The sequence below is a fragment of the Trinickia terrae genome, assembly GCF_005144415.1.
Taxonomy (GTDB): domain Bacteria; phylum Pseudomonadota; class Gammaproteobacteria; order Burkholderiales; family Burkholderiaceae; genus Trinickia_A; species Trinickia_A terrae.
This window is the reverse complement of record NZ_SWJE01000021.1, coordinates 1-16,433: the sequence shown is the minus strand read 5'-3', so window position 1 is coordinate 16,433 and position 16,433 is coordinate 1. Positions and strand designations below refer to the sequence as shown.

General features: G+C 62.2%; 10 protein-coding genes and 1 pseudogene. 5 read left to right on the top strand and 6 right to left on the bottom strand.

Annotated features, from left to right (window positions below):
- Positions 1–78: 78 nt before the first annotated feature.
- From FAZ69_RS29395 to FAZ69_RS29375, 5 genes and pseudogenes are all read left to right on the top strand, one after another.
- Entirely contained in the window at positions 79–648 is a 570-nt protein-coding gene (locus tag FAZ69_RS29395; RefSeq protein WP_136898609.1) for a TetR/AcrR family transcriptional regulator, read from the top strand.
- Between the two features lie 58 nt (positions 649–706).
- Positions 707–1,552 carry an SDR family NAD(P)-dependent oxidoreductase gene (locus FAZ69_RS29390; protein ID WP_136898608.1) on the top strand — a complete coding sequence of 282 codons (846 nt, stop codon included), beginning with the start codon at positions 707–709 and terminating at the stop codon, positions 1,550–1,552.
- A gap of 91 nt (positions 1,553–1,643) precedes the next feature.
- Positions 1,644–2,501, top strand: coding sequence for an SDR family NAD(P)-dependent oxidoreductase (locus FAZ69_RS29385; RefSeq protein WP_136898607.1), 858 nt, complete (start codon positions 1,644–1,646; stop codon positions 2,499–2,501).
- A 4-nt stretch (positions 2,502–2,505) separates the two neighbouring features.
- Positions 2,506–3,183 (top strand): NAD-dependent epimerase/dehydratase family protein, encoded by a 678-nt coding sequence (locus tag FAZ69_RS29380; RefSeq protein ID WP_136898606.1) that lies wholly within the window; start codon positions 2,506–2,508, stop codon positions 3,181–3,183.
- A gap of 388 nt (positions 3,184–3,571) precedes the next feature.
- A pseudogene (locus tag FAZ69_RS29375) lies at positions 3,572–4,636 on the top strand (porin).
- A gap of 32 nt (positions 4,637–4,668) precedes the next feature.
- On the opposite strand, the gene FAZ69_RS29370 reads toward FAZ69_RS29375, so the two are convergent.
- The 6 genes from FAZ69_RS29370 to FAZ69_RS29345 form a co-directional block, all read right to left on the bottom strand.
- The gene (locus FAZ69_RS29370) at positions 4,669–9,015 is read right to left on the bottom strand and encodes a type III effector (protein WP_136898605.1); all 4,347 of its coding nucleotides are present in this window, start codon (positions 9,013–9,015) and stop codon (positions 4,669–4,671) included.
- Between the two features lie 255 nt (positions 9,016–9,270).
- Positions 9,271–10,080: a class I SAM-dependent methyltransferase gene (locus FAZ69_RS29365; protein WP_136898604.1), complete on the bottom strand. Its 810-nt coding sequence runs from the start codon at positions 10,078–10,080 to the stop codon at positions 9,271–9,273.
- A gap of 46 nt (positions 10,081–10,126) precedes the next feature.
- Positions 10,127–11,101 (bottom strand): LLM class flavin-dependent oxidoreductase, encoded by a 975-nt coding sequence (locus FAZ69_RS29360; RefSeq protein WP_136898603.1) that lies wholly within the window; start codon positions 11,099–11,101, stop codon positions 10,127–10,129.
- A 1,207-nt stretch (positions 11,102–12,308) separates the two neighbouring features.
- Positions 12,309–13,064: an SDR family NAD(P)-dependent oxidoreductase gene (locus FAZ69_RS29355; protein ID WP_136898602.1), complete on the bottom strand. Its 756-nt coding sequence runs from the start codon at positions 13,062–13,064 to the stop codon at positions 12,309–12,311.
- Between the two features lie 30 nt (positions 13,065–13,094).
- Positions 13,095–14,246 (bottom strand): porin, encoded by a 1,152-nt coding sequence (locus FAZ69_RS29350; RefSeq protein WP_136898601.1) that lies wholly within the window; start codon positions 14,244–14,246, stop codon positions 13,095–13,097.
- A gap of 92 nt (positions 14,247–14,338) precedes the next feature.
- A complete protein-coding gene (locus FAZ69_RS29345; protein WP_136898600.1) occupies positions 14,339–15,955 on the bottom strand; it encodes an FAD-dependent monooxygenase in 1,617 nt (538 codons plus the stop codon).
- Between the last annotated feature and the right edge of the window lie 478 nt (positions 15,956–16,433).

Below are 16,433 nucleotides of genomic sequence, written 5' to 3'. Positions count from 1 at the left end.
GCGGATCGAGCGATTGCCTTATCTCAGAAAGCATGTATAGTTGAGCGCTTACTCACTCTATTTCCATGCCCAAACGTCATGGCTCGCCCTTTAAGTCCGGAAAAACGGAGCGCCCTGTTACTGTCCGCAACGCAAGCCGTTGCCGAACAGGGCGTGCAAGCCACTACGGCGAGCATTGCCCGGGGCGCCGGCGTGGCCGAGGGCACCTTGTTCACCTACTTCGAGAACAAGGACGTGCTGTTCCAGGAACTGTATCTGCACCTCAAGCGGAGCTTGGCGGAAACCGTGATGCCGGACTATCCGCACGAAGCGGACTACCGGCAACGCATGGAGCACGTTTTCCAGCGCTACGTGAGCTGGGGACTGGCCAACGAGGCCGGGCGGTTCGCCATCGCCCGGCTCTCGGCTTCGGTGCAGATACTGGACGACACCCGGGCACAAGGCATGGAGCCGTTTCTGGCCGTGTCCCGGATGATGGAAGACGCAGTACGTGACGGCGTGCTCGTGGATGCGCCGATCGCGTTTCTTTCGTCACTGATAGAGCACGTTGCCGCTACGACAATCGAGTACGTCGGCAAGCACCCCGAGGATGCGGAGCATCACCGGCAGTTGGGATTTCGCGTCGTGTGGCGGGCCATTACGGCGTAAAAATTTTCGATTGTTGATGAGTGATTAATCGCTCATTTCGTAAAAGGAGAACGGCATCATGTCCAGTCAGAAGTGGTTCATTACCGGCGCGTCCGGCGGTCTGGGGCTCGCCCTCACGGAAAAAGTGCTGACCCAGGGGCATCGCGTGGTGGCGGCGGTGCGCCGTATCGAGGCGATGCGGGCGCTGAAGGAAGCCTGGCCGGATCTGCTCGAAGTGGAATCAGTCGACGTGACGGATCGCGAGCAGGTTCAGGCCGTGGCGGCGCGCCATCCCGATGTCGACGTCGTCGTCAACAACGCGGGAGGCGCAGTGATCGGCGCGATGGAGGAAATGAGCGAAGCCGATATCGCGCAGCAGATCGCGCTGAATCTGCTCGCGCCCATCCATGTCACGCGCGCCTTCCTCGGCGCGTTGCGCGCAAAAAAACGCGGCGCGTTCATCCATGTCAGCAGCGTCGGCGGCCGTGCGGCCTTCCCGAGCGGCTCGCTGTACCACGCCGCGAAGTTCGGTCTTGAAGGCTTTGCCGAGGCGGTGAGCCAGGAAGTGGCCGAGTTCGGCATCAAGACCCTCATCATCGAACCGGGCTCGATCAAGACGGGCTTCGTGGCCAATATCCGCTGGACCCGGGAACGCGACGACTACAAGGACAGCGCGGTGGGCAAGCTGCGCCGCTGGATCGAGGAAAACGGTGAAGCAAACGCTTCGGGCGATCCCGTGAAAATGGCCGACGCCATCTATGCGATCAGCCAGATGCCGGAGCCGCCGCTGCGGACTGTCCTCGGCGCGGATGCCTATGCGGTAATCGAAGCCGGCTACACCCGGAGTCTCGCCGCGCTGCAGGCGCAAAAGCAGCTCGCCGAGTCGGTGATGCTCGAAGGCAAGACCGGCTTCAGTCCTGCGTAGGCGGAATCCCCAGGCGGTGCGGAATGGCTTGAGGATCGCCCGCCTCCATCGCCAACGCGCCGATGACGGCGCATGTCAAAGGTAAATGATCATGTCCAAAGTCTGGTTGATCACAGGTGCGTCCCGAGGTTTGGGCCGCTCCATTCTCGAAGCCGCGTTGCAGGACGGCGGCAAGGTGCTGGCGACCGCGCGCGACACGGCGCGATTCACCGATTTGCAGGCGCGCCATGGCGAGCGCCTGACCACGTTCGAACTGGACGTGACGAACGAGCGGCAGGCACAGGAATCGGTAGCCGAAGCGGTGCGCCGATTCGGCCGGCTGGACGTGCTGGTCAACAATGCCGGCTACGGCCACATTCAGCCTTTTGAGCATGTGCCAGCCGAAGACTTTCGCGCGCAGGTCGAGACCAATCTATTTGGCGTGGTGAACCTCACCCGTGCGGCTATTCCGGTGATGCGCGCGCAGGGCGGCGGCCACATCTTTCAGGTTTCGTCGGTAGGCGGGCGCATCAGCACCCCGGGACTCTCGGCTTATCAGGCCGCCAAATGGGCCGTCGGCGGATTCAGCGACGTGGTGGGCAAAGAAGTCGCGCCCTTCGGAATCCGGGTCTGCACGCTGGAACCCGGCGGCATGCGCACCGAGTGGGGCCACGAGGCTCGCACGACGCTGGAACAGCTTCCCGAGGATTACCATGTATCGATGGCCAGCTTCAAGGCGCTGATCGATGCGTACGTCGGCCATGAAGTGGGTGACCCTGAGCGCGTTGCGAGGCTGATCGTGGCGCTCGCCTCTCGTGCAGCGGTGCCCGCGCGGCTGCTGCTCGGCTCGGACGCCTGGCAGTACGCCGAAGCGGATGAAGAGGCGCGCCGCGAGACGATGCAACGCTGGAAGCCGGTCACCGTTTCTGCCGACTTCGACGCGGCATCGCCCGAGTGGCCGTCGGAGTAAGGCGATGCGCATCGTCCTGATCGGCGCGAGCGGCATGGTGGGTCAGGGCGTATTGCGCGCGTGCCTCGAAGCCCCGGACGTCACCGAAATCATCGTGATCGGCCGGCGCGCGCTGCACGGTTACGAGGACCCGCGGCTCAACGTCTTCATCACACCGGATCTGGAAGATTTCGAGGCGGTGGGAGACACATTCGCCAACGTCGACGCGTGCTTCTTCTGCGCCGGCGTTTCGTCCTTCGGCATGTCCGAGGCCGCATACCGGGCGGTCACCTACGACCTCACGCTCCACGTCGCGCAACAACTGCTCGCCCGCAGTCCCGGCATGACGATGGTGTATGTGTCCGGAGCGGGCGCGGACAGCACCGCGCAAGGCAAGACCATGTGGGCCCGCGTCCGCGGACAAACTGAAAACGCCTTGCAGCGGCTGCCGTTTCGACAGGTAGCCATTTTCCGGCCTTCCGCGATCATTCCGGAGGATGGCATCCAATCGCGCACCACCAGCTATCGGTGGATGTACGCCGTGCTCAAGCCGCTTCTGACGTTGGCCCGCCGCATCTCACCAGACCGTGTACTGACCACCGGGATCATCGGTGAGGCCATGCTTAACGCCGTGCGCCGGGGCGTACCGCAATCCATTCTGAAGCCTGCCGACATTCATCGATTGGCCGCCTCGCAGGCGTAATCCGCTTGCTCGCGCTCTCCCTGTCTGTCCAAGGGAGAGCCACTTGGCGCGCAAAGTACAAATTCCGGCGGCACCGGTCAAGTTCCCACGCGTGAATTGCGCGTAAATAGGAACTAACCGGAGATTGCGCTCAATCATTCTATTTAGCGATCCAAATTGTTTACGACGCTTGCCGAGACCGCAAGGACGATTCGGCCGCGCATTCGGCTGCTCGCGACAACGGTGTGCAGCGCGCGTAACTGATCACGTCCACGCGCAACCTCCGCTCGACTCGAACGACGCCAATCCATGCCGGCGCTGTTCGCCCCAGCTTCACACCAATTCATCGATATCCGATAAGCCCAAGGAGACACCCGTGACGACGAAGACGACTCCCGCCATTCGCGCCATCCGATACGCCGCTGTCAGCGGCGCCTGCGCACTGGCCGTCTTACCTGCCGCCCACGCGCAAAGCAGCGTCACCCTCTAGGGCATCACCGACGCCCAGATCCTCTATACCAGCAAGACGTTCAGCCTGGCCACCGGCGCCAGCGGAGGACACCAGTTTTCCCTCGAAACCGCGGGCGAAAACGCGACTCGCTTCGGCCTACGCGGCACCGAGAATCTCGGCGGCGGGCTCGCCGCCATCTTCAACCTCGAAAGCGGCATCGACATCGCCAACGGCGGACTCGCGGACTCCAACGGCGAGTTCTTCGGCCGCCAGGCTTGGGTCGGCGTAACCGGCGGCTTCGGCACCCTCAGCGCCGGTCTTCAGTTCTCGCCTTTCCTGCTTTCCGTCTTCTCGACCGATCCTCGTGAACTCAAGCAATTCGGCAGCGGGCTCGTCAACTACGTCGACAACGTCATCGTCACCGGCCTTTTCAACCCAAATTCCGTCATGTACACGTCGCCCGAGATCGCCGGGATACAGGGCCGCGCGATGTACGCGTTCGGCGGATCCCCGGGCAACTTCAAGGCCGGCCAACAGTATTCGGCCGGGCTCTCCTATCACTACAGCAGCTTGCTGCTCACCGCCGCGATGTATAGCGGCAACTCCGGCGGCTCCGCAGCCACCATCCCGAACCCCAGCACCATCGCTTTCGCCGGTCGTAACATCGGCGCCAGCTATCACTTCGACTGTCTGACTGTCAAAGCCGCATACACGCTTTACAAAGTCGCAGGCGCCTTCGACAACCGCGTGATCTCGGGCGGCCTCGCCTTCTCGCTCACACCCGCCCTCTCACTCGACGGCGGCGTCTGGTATACCCGCGACGGCAACGACCCGAACAACCATTCGATCCTCGGCTCGCTCGGCGTCGACTACTCGCTGTCCAAGCGCACCACGCTCTATAGCCAGGCCGCCTACGTCAACAACCACGGGCTCATGAACACCGGCCTCGCGATCAGCGGCGCGCTCTTCGGCGTGCCAGGGTCCCAATTCGCCGCCGACATCGGTATTCGCCACGTGTTCTGAATGCTGCGCAAAGCGAGCGCGCGAATTACCGGTCACGGAGGAGGAAACTGCGCAGCGGTACGTTGAGCATCGACGTTCCCCACGCGCTGCCACCGCAGCAGGCTGCGCCAGCCGACCGTGGTCGAATCGCGCGTGCGTTCGCGCACGATCAGCATCAACGGTCGCCACGTCGCGGGCATCAGCAGGATTTCGTCGATGGACTGCTGCGCGCGCTGCGCGCCTTCGCGATCGCCGCGTTGCGCGGCCAGTTCGGCGAGCGCACGGTAGCCGTCTATCCAGGCGCCTGCCTCGCCCCGCATCGAGTAGTTGACGTTGTAGTGGCAATACTTGCTCGTCTTGCCGAGCTTCTCGATGTCCCGTTCGAACTGGCCGAGCAGCACCGCCGCACGGAGCCGGTTGTCGGGCGTGTCCTTCTCCTCGTTTTTATCGGACGCGAGCGTTTCGACGCAACGCATCAGCCAATTCTCGCGATTGCCGGCGATTTCCGCGAGCATGTCCCGCGGCGTCGAATAGTGGCGGTCGAGATCGGCATCCTGCTTGTCGCCGATCAGGAACGGCGAAATCTCGTGCTGCTCCTTGACCCACGCAAAATCGCGCGACACGCCCAGCTGCATCGGCACCGATTCGCGCTGCACTTCGCCGTGGCGCCCATGGGGACCGACCGGCACCGCCTGGTTGGTGAGCGGAGCGAAATTCAGGTTGACGGTGCCGCCCGCCCTCTGCTGCGCGTTATCGCCCTTCGCATTGACAATGCGGATCTGGCCGCCGGTTTCGGTGCGCTTGTCGCGCGTGCGCTCTGCTTCGGCGTATGCGGATACCTCGACGCCGAGCGTCTGAGCGACACCGTCCGGATCCTTGAAGCGCGCCGACGGGAGCCGCGCCGCGACACGGGCCGTCACGGTCTTCGTATCGGTGAAGCCTTCCAGTTGCGTCACGACGACTGCGGGATTGCGCGCGAACATCGCTTCGAGCGGGTCGCGGTAACGCCGGCCGCGCTCCGGCTCGATCATGTCCCAGCGCACCATGCTGTCCAACGCGCTCAGCATGTTGGCGCGCATCTCGTCGTCTTTGTGGCGGCTTCTCAGGAAGCGCACCACGGTCGAGTCGGTGTGCGTCTGCTGACTGGCCGCGCGCGCGGTGAAGGCAGCCTGCAGCGAGACGCCCGGCGCCACCTGCGGTCCCACGGCGACGCCGGCGGTGGCTTCCTTCGCGCGCGTGTGTGCCGAGCCGAACGACATCTCCATCCCGAGGATGGGCATGAAGAGCTGCACGAATGCTTCGTCGGTTCTCGATGTTTCGGCCGTGAAGATCGGCGACGCAATGGGCGACGCCGAACCGTACGGCAACGTCGGCAGATTCACTCCGAGCGTCCCGCCCCCGCCGATGCGCAGCCGGTCGCGCAGTCGACTGTTCTGGATGAATGACTGGAAGAACGCGACGATGTCGGTCTTGCTCCCCAGGCACTCGGCCTTCATCAGCTGGATCGCCGCATCGAGACCGGCGGCGGTCGTGGTCTCGTCGTCGGCTCTGTGCCGGTCGGCGGGAAGAGTCGCATTGAGATGCTCTTCGATCCGATCGATCGCTTCGTAGGCAGTGAGGCCGCTGCCGCAGACCTCTTCGAAAAATTCGGGCAAATCGACCGGTGCGGCCTTGCGCAGCCGATTGGGTTTGCCCGCGCGGCCGGCGGCGTCGCTGTGCGCCTTCAACATATCCTCGCCGATCCGACGGCTGACGCTCTTCGCATCCTTCGGCTCGAGCTTGATCTGCGACAGATGCCTGCCGCGGTTCCGCAACAGCTTCAAATGGTCGATGGTAGCCTGCGCGGTCCGCGTCGCCGTTCTGAATTCCGGCGTGCCGCCGAACTCGCGGCACGCGGCGATCGTACGCTCCAGTTCCGACATGCGGCGTTGCACATGAGCGTCGACCTTGATGCGCGGCGACTGCATGCCCATGCTTTCGCCCACGCCGTATGCCCGGTTGAGCGTGCGCTTGCGAAACGGCGTCTTGTTCAGGTTCGGCATCGCGCGACGCCACAGGGACGGCTTCGGCGCGATCGCATCGTCGGCTTTCTCTACGGCGTTCGCGTCGTCGCCGGCGTCGAGCGCGGAGACCGAAGCGCTTGCGGCGCCCGGCGCCGCCGCACGAATGACCCATTCCGTGATTGCCTTCTTCAGCCGCGCGTTGTGCTGCGCGTACGGCGAGCCTGGCGCATTGCTGAAGTAGCCGTTGCGAACGGCGTTGTATGCGGCGTGATCGACGTCGTCGAACGCGACCTCGTCGTTCGGCGTCAGGCTCGCGTGCGCGACGCTCTTCGCCTTCTGCAGCCAGCTCGCAACGCCGTTGTCGTTCGACAGCTCGGCCTGCTGCGCATCGTCCGCATTCCAGAACACGCGCAGCGCCTGCGATCGCGCCGCATCCGGCGGCTGCGCGCCTCCGCTAGACAGCGCGTGCAGCATGTCCGTGCCTCGCGGCAGCGTCGCCATCTTGCGGCACAGCGCAATGACGCGCGCGTTGCGGTCGACGGTCCTCGCGGCGCCGGTGGTTCCATGCACCGGTTGCGCAGCCGCGAGGCCCACCCAGTGCGCGACCGGATGCTGCGCCAGCGCGTCGAGCATCCGCGCGGCCTCGGCCGCGTCGGCGCCGACGTCGGCCATGGAGCGCGAGACGATTTCCAGCACCGTCTGAGGCGGCACCGGAACCGGCGGCTGCGGCGCGGTCAGCCGCAGTGCCAGTTGCCCGAGCGCCGCGCGCAGTTCGGGCGGCGCTCGTGGGCCGAACACGGGCGTGGTGTCGACCAGTTGCTCGACCATGCTCTGGCGCACGGCGTCAATCGCCAGCTTTTCGCGCGCGGTGCTGCTCGTGGCTTCGCCGGCGAGCGAGACCCCGGTCTCGGCCTGGTCGATCCTGTCCGCATGGGCCTTGCGTTGAGCCAGCGCGAGCGACGCGTCCAGCAGCGACGGCACGGCGCGGTCCGCGACGAGCCTGCGGCGCTCCACCCGCGCGCGTTCGCTCATCAACTCGGCGATGGCATCGTTCAGCTCGGCAAAGCGGCGCAGGCGCTGCTGGCAGCGCTCCTGCTCCTCGAGCGCGTGATCGAGCGTGTTGCGCGTCCGCGCGATCCTGCGTTCGAGCCTGGCCTTGGTCGCAGCCGGAAGCGGGACGGCCGTGGGGCCGGTCAGCGCTGCGTACCGGGTACTCATGCGGTTCAGCCGCGCTGCGGCCTGCAGGGCGATTTCCTCGGCCGCGGACATGTCGTAGTCGAACGACTTCAACATCTCCGTCTCCTCGGCGTGGGCCTTCAGCTCGAGCTCGATCTCGGCACGCCGGTCGCCGGCTCTCGCGCGCAATGCGTAGATGTTCGCCTTGAGGTCGTTGAGCCGCTGCAGCGAGAACGACAGACTCTTGTCGGCCTGGTCCGACATATGGCTCAGGCTGATCAGCTCCAACAGGTCGGTGCTGTGAATGGCATCGTGCAGCGCACGGCTCGCAGCTCGCACCGACGCTTCGGCCATGCGCATGCGCGCTTCCGTTCTGACCAGGTTCGATTCGTGCTCTTCCGGCTTGTCGCCGGGCGCGGCCGCACGAGCTGTCTCGTGGTCCGCTCGCGCCTGCGTCGAATGGGAGACGGCATCATCGAGCGCTTTGCGGCGGCTCTCCACGACCTTCAGGAGCGCGCGTGCCTGTTGCTCGTTCGCGAGCCGGCTTCGCGAAATCATCGGGTCCTTGCGCGGTGCTGGTGCGGTCAGCTTATTGCCGTGGCCGTCCGTGAAGCTCGCCATGTCCTGCAAAGACGTGGGACCAAACCAGGGCACCACCCGGGTTGCCATCCGGCGTGCCATCGAAGGTGCCGGCCGCTCGTACACAGCCACTTCCGACTGCTGCAGACTCGCTGCCATGGCCTCGGCGGCGCTCAGCAGGTTGCGGGCATCTTCGAGCACTGGGTCGTGCCCGGCATCCCCATCACCAGCCTTCTCCTCGATCACGTGGCCCAAGGGACCCGGCGGTCCCTCGACGCCCGCATGCGCCTGCCCGGGCACGCCGGCACGCAACGGCCCATTGATCGTGCGGCCCGTGCCCGGCACACCCAAGGTCATGTTGAGCTGGCGTCCGGTGATCGTACCCGCCAGTCCTGCCTTAAACGAGGGTTTGTCAGTCGAGGTTGCCGCGCTCTGCTTCGCTTGCGAACGCCGCAGGGTGGCCTGCGCACCCGGACCCAGGCGTTTCGCGACGGTGCGGCGCTCGGACAGGCCGTGGAATGGGCCAGGTGCGGGAGATGCTGTGGCAGGACCCGGCGGCGGCTCGTCGCGACGCGGCGCCTCGTCGTCGAGGGATACCGCAGGCCCAGGCGACAGCGGACGGCCGATCGAATTCGAACTCATGTCCGCGGCACCTGTGCGCGCCGGCAGGAGCCGCGAACGGAAGGGACTTTCCCGGCTTCCGAATAGTCTAGGGTCATCGATTGAACGTCCAGAACGAGATGGCGTGGTTCTGGAACGTTAAACGCTAGAGACTCAAGTGGTTATAACGAATAATGCTTTCGAAATCACGGTGGCAATGATGTCGACATCTGCGCTGACGATCGCACGAAGCCATTCGTGCAGGTCGCTTCGCGCTGCATGCGGCGAGGGGTGACGTCAGAGTAAGCGCACCCATGCGCCAAACTGCCCCATCCCTTCCACTCGGCATGATTGCGCGTGAAACTGACGCTGCAATTCTTCATTGACCTCGTTCAAATCCACCATGCCTTCCCCGTACACAGAGATCTCGTCATCTCCCCCGGAAAGCGTTCTGAGCAACTCGATGACCCATGTGCAAAGAGACTCGGCGGGGCCGCGCTCTCTCGGCCGCCAGTAAGAGATCTGTGGGGCCTGCAAACCGGCCTTGGAAAAAACGTCCGTCAATTGAGACCCAATGGCAAACGACGGGCTCGCCCGCGCACAACGGCTAAACAACTCCCGCACGACGTGCTCCCACAATTCATTTCTCGGGCTGGCAAGCGGGAGTCGAACAAGATCTATTTCATGAAGCACGAGTGTGCCGCGGTCCTTCGCCAGGCGGGCCATCTTTTGCATAAAGGACACCGGATCTCGCTGATGACTTAAAACATAGCGGGCCACCACGAAATCAAAACCATGACGTTCGTGAAAGTCCTCAATGTGACACGGCCGAAAGCTCACATTTTTCGAGCGACGTCCAGCAGCTCGTTCGCAGGCCAGATCCACTGCCGTGCGACTGCTGTCAATACCAACGACAGTTCCATGCGGGCCAACTATTTCTCCGGCAAGCATGGCAAGATCTCCCGCACCGGTTCCTACATCGAGGACTGTCATCCCGTGACGCAGCCCGGCCTGTTCCAGCAGCCGGCGCGTGAAGGGCTCCAGTATTTCTGATTGAAGCATCAGGCGATCTATTTCTCGCCGGGAATGCCCAAGCTGGTATGTCATGATGGAATATCCATGTGGCAATATCGTCCGCGACTCTGCTCGCGGATCATAACGGCGCGCTGTTTAGGGATGGAATGACTCTCGAACCAAAAAGATGAAAGGATTTCTGTATCGCAGCGTGATCATCATGATTTCCCGAAAAAAAGCCGATGATGTTGCTGGCGCCCACCTCTCTCAACTGATAGATGATTTGTTCGACGACGGATTCGGGCGTCCCGGCAACAATGTCTTCATCTAATATCGATTCCATTTTTTCTTGCGCCGCTGCTGCCTGTTCCATCGCTTCAGCGTGGCTATCCGCGACAAAGATGCAGCGCCGGATTGCCAGCTTCTTGGCGCATTCATACGGATCAGATATTTCCGCCGCCGTACGATAGGAATCGAACAAGGTTTTTATCTGGCCAACTGGCAGAAAACCCGTGCAGGCGCCATACCCTCGCGCGGCTACGTCCCTCGCCGATTCGACGCTCCGAACGGTACCCCACACCGGGGGCCGCGGCCGTTGCAACGGCCGCGGCAAGATCCGCAACTGTTCGAACGACGAGTATTGCCCTTTATGCGATAGCTCCGGTTCGAGCCACGCCGTGTCTAGAATGTCGAGCGCTTCGCTAAACATGGGATCGATGTCCGTGGCGCAGAGGCCGATGGCCTCGGCCTCCAGAACATTCGATCCTCGCGCTACGCCTATTTCGAGCCGCCCCCCACTCAGTTGGTCGAGCATGCCGGCTTCTTCCAGAAAGCGCCACGGCTGCCACAAAGGAAGCACCCAGCCGAGCACCCCTATACGAAGCGTAGTTGTGCGCGAAGCAACTGCCGCGGCCAGTACCGCGGGACAGGGACTGATACGTATGCCACTGAAGTGGTGTTCCCCGAAGAAGATTCCATGGAACCCTAGACTTTCAGCCGCAATCCATGTGTCCAGCCGCCAGGTGAGTTCCCTGTGGAACACTGCGGCGTCAAACATTTCAGCTGCGGGGGAGGTAGAGACGTTGAGCTGCTCGAATATCCATGACCTGATCATTTCAACCCTTTCTGATGAAGCTACGGCGGCGACGCGGTGTCCCCGGCCAACTTGGTGATGTTTCCAGCCATCGTGCTAGCTGGGATTGCGATGCCGTCGACAGTGATGCTCATGATTGTTTCCCTTCAGATGGGTGTTGAATCGCCGGGATCTCCCACTTCTCCCGGTGAGATCCGCAGACGTGAATGACCGTCATCCGCTGAGGACTTTGATGTGCAAGGCTGCAATCCCAGCGCATTAAAGTTGAGGAGCGTTGAACTTTGAACTGTTAGATTTGGCAGGGGCATCGGACGTGCTTCGCATTTTTGTTCAATGCTTCCGACGGCGCGCTTCCTCTCGTCCGCCGGGTAACTAAATTCGATTCTGCGCGCTGATTTTCGAGCGCACAGTTGCATTCAATCAAACGACCAAAGGAGCTAGAAACCGCCCCGCATTGGACAACCGTCAAACTTGCCACCGGCTTAAGAAGCTGCAGTTCCGGCATCGAGTACTTCATCTGCGTCCGCAAGCGCAGCGGCAGGAACGAATCCGCTCACGCCGATGCACCCGGAGACGGCGAGGTCGTGAGGCCGTGAACCGGCGTCCATCGGAGGCTCTAACGTGGCTCGAGCCTCACGGAGCACGTACTACCCCGTCCATTCCTTCGTGCGCACTTATATGAACGCCGCGGATATGCAAGAAATATTCTTTGAATGACGACTCACGTCGGCATGTGGTTTGCGCGCCGACCGTCGACATTTCATGGGAGACAGATGATGCGCGTCAGCAACGCGATCTTCTTTGGAGCATGCGCCCTTGTACGCACACTCGTCGGCGGCTTGATGTGGTGGGATGTCCCTTCGGAGATCTCGTCGGGAGTGGTCCATGATGGAAAAACTGGCCCCTACTTTTAGCGTTCCATTGATTTCTTTGTAAGACGCCGATGATTCGCTGAGCGAGGTTGAGCAATTTCGCTGAAGAACCAAAATGGGTCTTCTCGCGGCACTTCACAACTATTTTCGATACGAGCCCAATAGCGCTGCACTCGGAGAAATTTCAAGGAAGGATCGCACACGTCTATTCGGCCTTATTGCGACACACGTTTGTCGCGGGCCACGATGAAAACCGCTGACTCACCCCTCGTCGAACTATCGCGATCGAAGCGCCGGTGCACATCACGTATTGCAGTGCCTTGGCCGGCGGTCCGGGGCCATCCACATAAGCGACTCTAAACGCGGATCAATCCTCCATCGACAACAATGGTTTGGCCGCTGATGAAATCCGCATCCTTCGAAGACAGGAACGAAACGACGCCGACCAGATCCTCCGGCGTCTGCGCTCGCGGGATAGACTGCATGGAAACCACCAGCTTCGACTCGTCCTCGTAGCTCAATCCGCCCGGCCCCCTACGTCCGGGCGCGAGCATCCAGGGTGTTTTGGTCAACCCGGGAGCAACGGCATTTACGGTAATGCCTGAGACGCCCAGTTCGCTTGCCAATGCGCGCGTCAAGCCAATCAACCCCATCTTGCTGGCAATATAGTGAGTGAAGTCCTTTATGGGAGCGCCGAAGGTATTGGATGCGATATTGATGACACGGCCCCATCCTTTAGCGCGCATATTTCCTACGAGCGCATGTGTCAGCCAGAATGGCGCATCCAGGTTAATGGCCATCAGCAATCGATAGTCTTCTACGGTAATTTCATCAAAAGATTTATTGGGCAGAATGCCGGCGTTATTGACCAGTACGTCAATGCCGCCGAGCCGGCTGTGCACGTCCGCCGCTACGCGGTCTATGTCTGCTTTCTCGCTGAGGTCGGCAAGAAAAATATGTGCCTCCGAGCCGGCTTCACGAACGAGTTCCGCCGTGTCCTGGCAATCGAGACGATCGAGGAGAGCAATGACAAAACCGTCTCGGGCAAGTCTTTGGGCAAACGCCTGACCGATGCCGCGCGCAGCACCGGTGATCAAGGCAACCTTTTTCATCTTGGATTCCTTAGTAAATTAAAGATCCTACTAGAACATGTGGCGAATACCTACCATCGCACCGGTCTGACTCACGCCTGGCAACGGATTCGAAGCGGGTGGAATCACGCCGCCGTCGATCGAGAACGCTGCGTTGCGCTGATTGAACACATGCCCTGCGGTGACGTACACCGAGGTGCGTTTGGACAGGAAGTACATTACGCGCGCGGCAATGACGGAGCCTCCCGATGCGTTGCTGCTCACCGTGATATGGCCGAATTGGGCATCAAGCGCAATCGTCGGCACGGGCAGATAAGATCCACCGATCCACCAGTAGTTGCTGATCGCGTCGAACACCGTTGGCGTCTGCGCTCCATGATTGATTCGATGTTGGAATCCCGCACCGAAGGTCGAGTTGCCAAACTTGACGTAGCCATCGATGACGGCGCGCGTATCGGTTTGCGAGCTGCGGGGCAGTGGCGAACCGGTGCCGCCACCACCGTAGTTGCGATCGATGGCTGTCGCCACTCCCCACTTCCCGGCGTCATACTTCACCATGGCGGACATTGCCTTGCAGGCGCGCCAGTCGGTTGGGGATTGGCCCGCGCAACCTCCCGCCGGCGCGCTATCGGCTGCGTCGCGTCCGAACGAATATGCCGCAGCCACGGTAAGGCCGGATAACTTGTACGTATAGACGATCGAGTTGTCGACCCGGGGCTGGGTCAGGTAGGGATCGAGATCCGCGGCGGCATAGATGTTCGGCGCCAAGGTATCGCCCGTCAATACCGCCCAGAAGATCTGCGAATATTGCCGGCCCAACGTCAACGTCCCCCACTGCCCCGATAATCCGACGTAGGCCTGTCTGCCAAATAAGCGCCCCCCTTGATTCAGCGTGCCCTGTCCCGGGGCAAATCCCGATTCCAGGACAAAAACGGCGCTAAGACCATTTCCCAGATCCTCCTTGCCGCGCAGCCCCCATAGCGACGGCAGCGAGGCCGTCAACGTCGAAAAGTGCACCGAGCTCGACTTCTGCGGACCGATATTGGTCACGTACTCGACGCCGGTATCGATGATGCCGTACAGGGTGACAGAGCTCTGCGCATACGACGCTCCCGACGCACACGTCGCCAGCGATGCAGCTCCGCACCACGCCGCCCTGCGCCACGCGCGGCCGCGTCTGACCCGAATCAACCGTGAATTCATTTCCGTCTCCGATGTTGTTGAAATATGTTGTTGAAATCTCATACCCCGTTCAGATCTCCGCCCGCCACTCCGGCCGGACAAAATGAAGCAGCTCACGCGCCATGTCCGGTCACCCTCGCGGCGAGATCGCCGGCGGCCTGCGGGAGCCGGTTGCCGCGCCACGCGACATGCATATCGGGTCGAACGAGGATCAGGTCACGTTCGTAGATGACGCGAAGCGCGGAATCCGGAAGCACGAGGACATCAAGCGGCGCTCCGAGTGCTTCGAACGCGTCGAGCAGCGGGCCTGCATCGTGACGCCCAGCGACGTCGATCAACGTGTAGCGGTCTGACCGTAGCCGGTCCTGGATGGCACTTCCGTCGGTAAGCCACATATGGGGAAGCCGCGCGCCCGGCCATGTCGTCGGAAGATAGGCACGCAACTCGTGCTGCGGTCCGCCCGGCACGTTGTCGATGATGGGCGAGTCCACGTACCGATAGCCCAGTTCTGCGCCGATCATCTCGTTCGACTTGCGCTGCTCGACGTTCGCGACTTCGGCAAGGTGAGCGCGGGCAGCCGCCCCGGCGGGCGTATCGTCTCCGATCTCCGGGCGCACCTCCGCCAGCCAGGCGCGGTATCCGAGCGATGCGTATCGCGATGCGCCAACTACCCGCTCGCCGATCTGACGCCGCTCCGCTTCATAGGAGGCAAGCAAGCCCGCACCGCCCCATCCTTGCAGCGTGGCGGCCAGCTTCCATGCAAGATCGGTGGCATCGCCAACGCCGGTGTTCATACCGAGACCACCAGTCGGAATGACAAGGTGCACCGCATCCCCCGCGAGGAACACCCTGCCTTCTCCATAGCGTTCGGCGAGCAGCAGGTTCTGCCGCCATTCCGCGCAATACAGCATCTCGTAGGGCAGCGGCACGCCGATGATTCGCTCGAACATCCGTCGCATCTCGTCATCGCTGTCGACAGCGGAATGAACTGTCCAATGCCGCGTCGAGTCCTGCATGATCATGAACGCAGGCGGCCCGCCCGCCACCAGATAGTGCCGGCCGGGGCGCGGCCCGTTGCCGATCGGCAGCCGTTCGTAGAGCTGCTCGCAGTAGAACAGTCCCTGCCTGAGCCGCGCGATGTCGCCCTCGCCTTCCAGGCGGATGCCCAGTTGCTTGCGCACGCGGCTCGAGCCGCCGTCGCAGCCAACGAGGTAGGCGGCCTTCAATGTTCTTCTCACGCCGCCGGCGTCACTGACCGCTGCCAGAACGCCCTCCGCCTGCTCGGTGAATTCCAGAAACGTCGTGCCGCGCATCACCTTCACCGCGGGCAATTGCTCGGCTACCTCCAGCAGGAGCGGCTCCAGCGTGTACTGCGAGATGAGCTGATAGGGTTCGAGCGGCAGGCGGCCGTCGCGGCTCTCGAGCGTCAGCGCCCGAGCCTCTGAAACGGATGGATAAGGCAAGCGCAGGACCGGCGGTTCCACCATGGAGCGGATGATCTGGATGTCCATGGGAACGTCCTCGGGCATCCCGGCGGCCCGGATACGGTCCGCAAGCCCAAGCCGCCGGAAGATCTCCATGGTCCGCGCGTTGCAGCGTTCCATTTTTGGCAGGAACTCGGGCTTCGCCTTTTGCTCGACGAGCACGCACTCGATACCGCGACTGCCAAGGTCGATCGCAAGCGTCAGTCCGACTGGCCCTGCTCCAACGATGATGACTCGAGTTTCCACATCCGGGCTCCGTCTCCAAGCCTTCCATGGCAATCGTGTGAACTGCGCTTGCCGCGCATCCGCCGTTATATATGCATTACTAAGTAAATCGTCAAACTTTGAAACCCGGATCCTCTTCAACCTGAGACGAGCAGCTCAGCACTCGGACGGCTGTCTACTTGATTTATCAAGTAGTTTATGGAAACAGTGTATTTGATTTTTCAAATATAAACACTCATGTAAACCCTCGACCCGCGACCAGGGAAATAGTCAGGCGAGCGCAAAAGGCCGAACGGTCCGGACAAAAGCGAATAAGCGAACCCACGGCCGCGCTGTCGGTCGCCTTCCAACCCCAGCTGCCCCCCCGCTAACACTCGACGCAGTCAGCCTGGCGTGCGCCCTCAACCCGTCTGAGGCAAACAAGCATCAGACACGCCGCCAGTGCCGGCACCGCGGCCGCGAAGAACAACGCCGTGTTCGACCACTGCAGTTTGATCAG

Coding starts and splice junctions, on each gene's coding strand:
- FAZ69_RS29350 (WP_136898601.1), bottom strand. CDS start 14,246: ATGAATTCACGGTTGATTCGGGTCAGACGCGGCCGCGCGTGGCGCAGG.
- FAZ69_RS29360 (WP_136898603.1), bottom strand. CDS start 11,101: ATGATCAGGTCATGGATATTCGAGCAGCTCAACGTCTCTACCTCCCCC.
- FAZ69_RS29390 (WP_136898608.1), top strand. CDS start 707: ATGTCCAGTCAGAAGTGGTTCATTACCGGCGCGTCCGGCGGTCTGGGG.
- FAZ69_RS29385 (WP_136898607.1), top strand. CDS start 1,644: ATGTCCAAAGTCTGGTTGATCACAGGTGCGTCCCGAGGTTTGGGCCGC.
- FAZ69_RS29395 (WP_136898609.1), top strand. CDS start 79: ATGGCTCGCCCTTTAAGTCCGGAAAAACGGAGCGCCCTGTTACTGTCC.
- FAZ69_RS29380 (WP_136898606.1), top strand. CDS start 2,506: ATGCGCATCGTCCTGATCGGCGCGAGCGGCATGGTGGGTCAGGGCGTA.
- FAZ69_RS29355 (WP_136898602.1), bottom strand. CDS start 13,064: ATGAAAAAGGTTGCCTTGATCACCGGTGCTGCGCGCGGCATCGGTCAG.
- FAZ69_RS29370 (WP_136898605.1), bottom strand. CDS start 9,015: ATGAGTTCGAATTCGATCGGCCGTCCGCTGTCGCCTGGGCCTGCGGTA.
- FAZ69_RS29365 (WP_136898604.1), bottom strand. CDS start 10,080: ATGACATACCAGCTTGGGCATTCCCGGCGAGAAATAGATCGCCTGATG.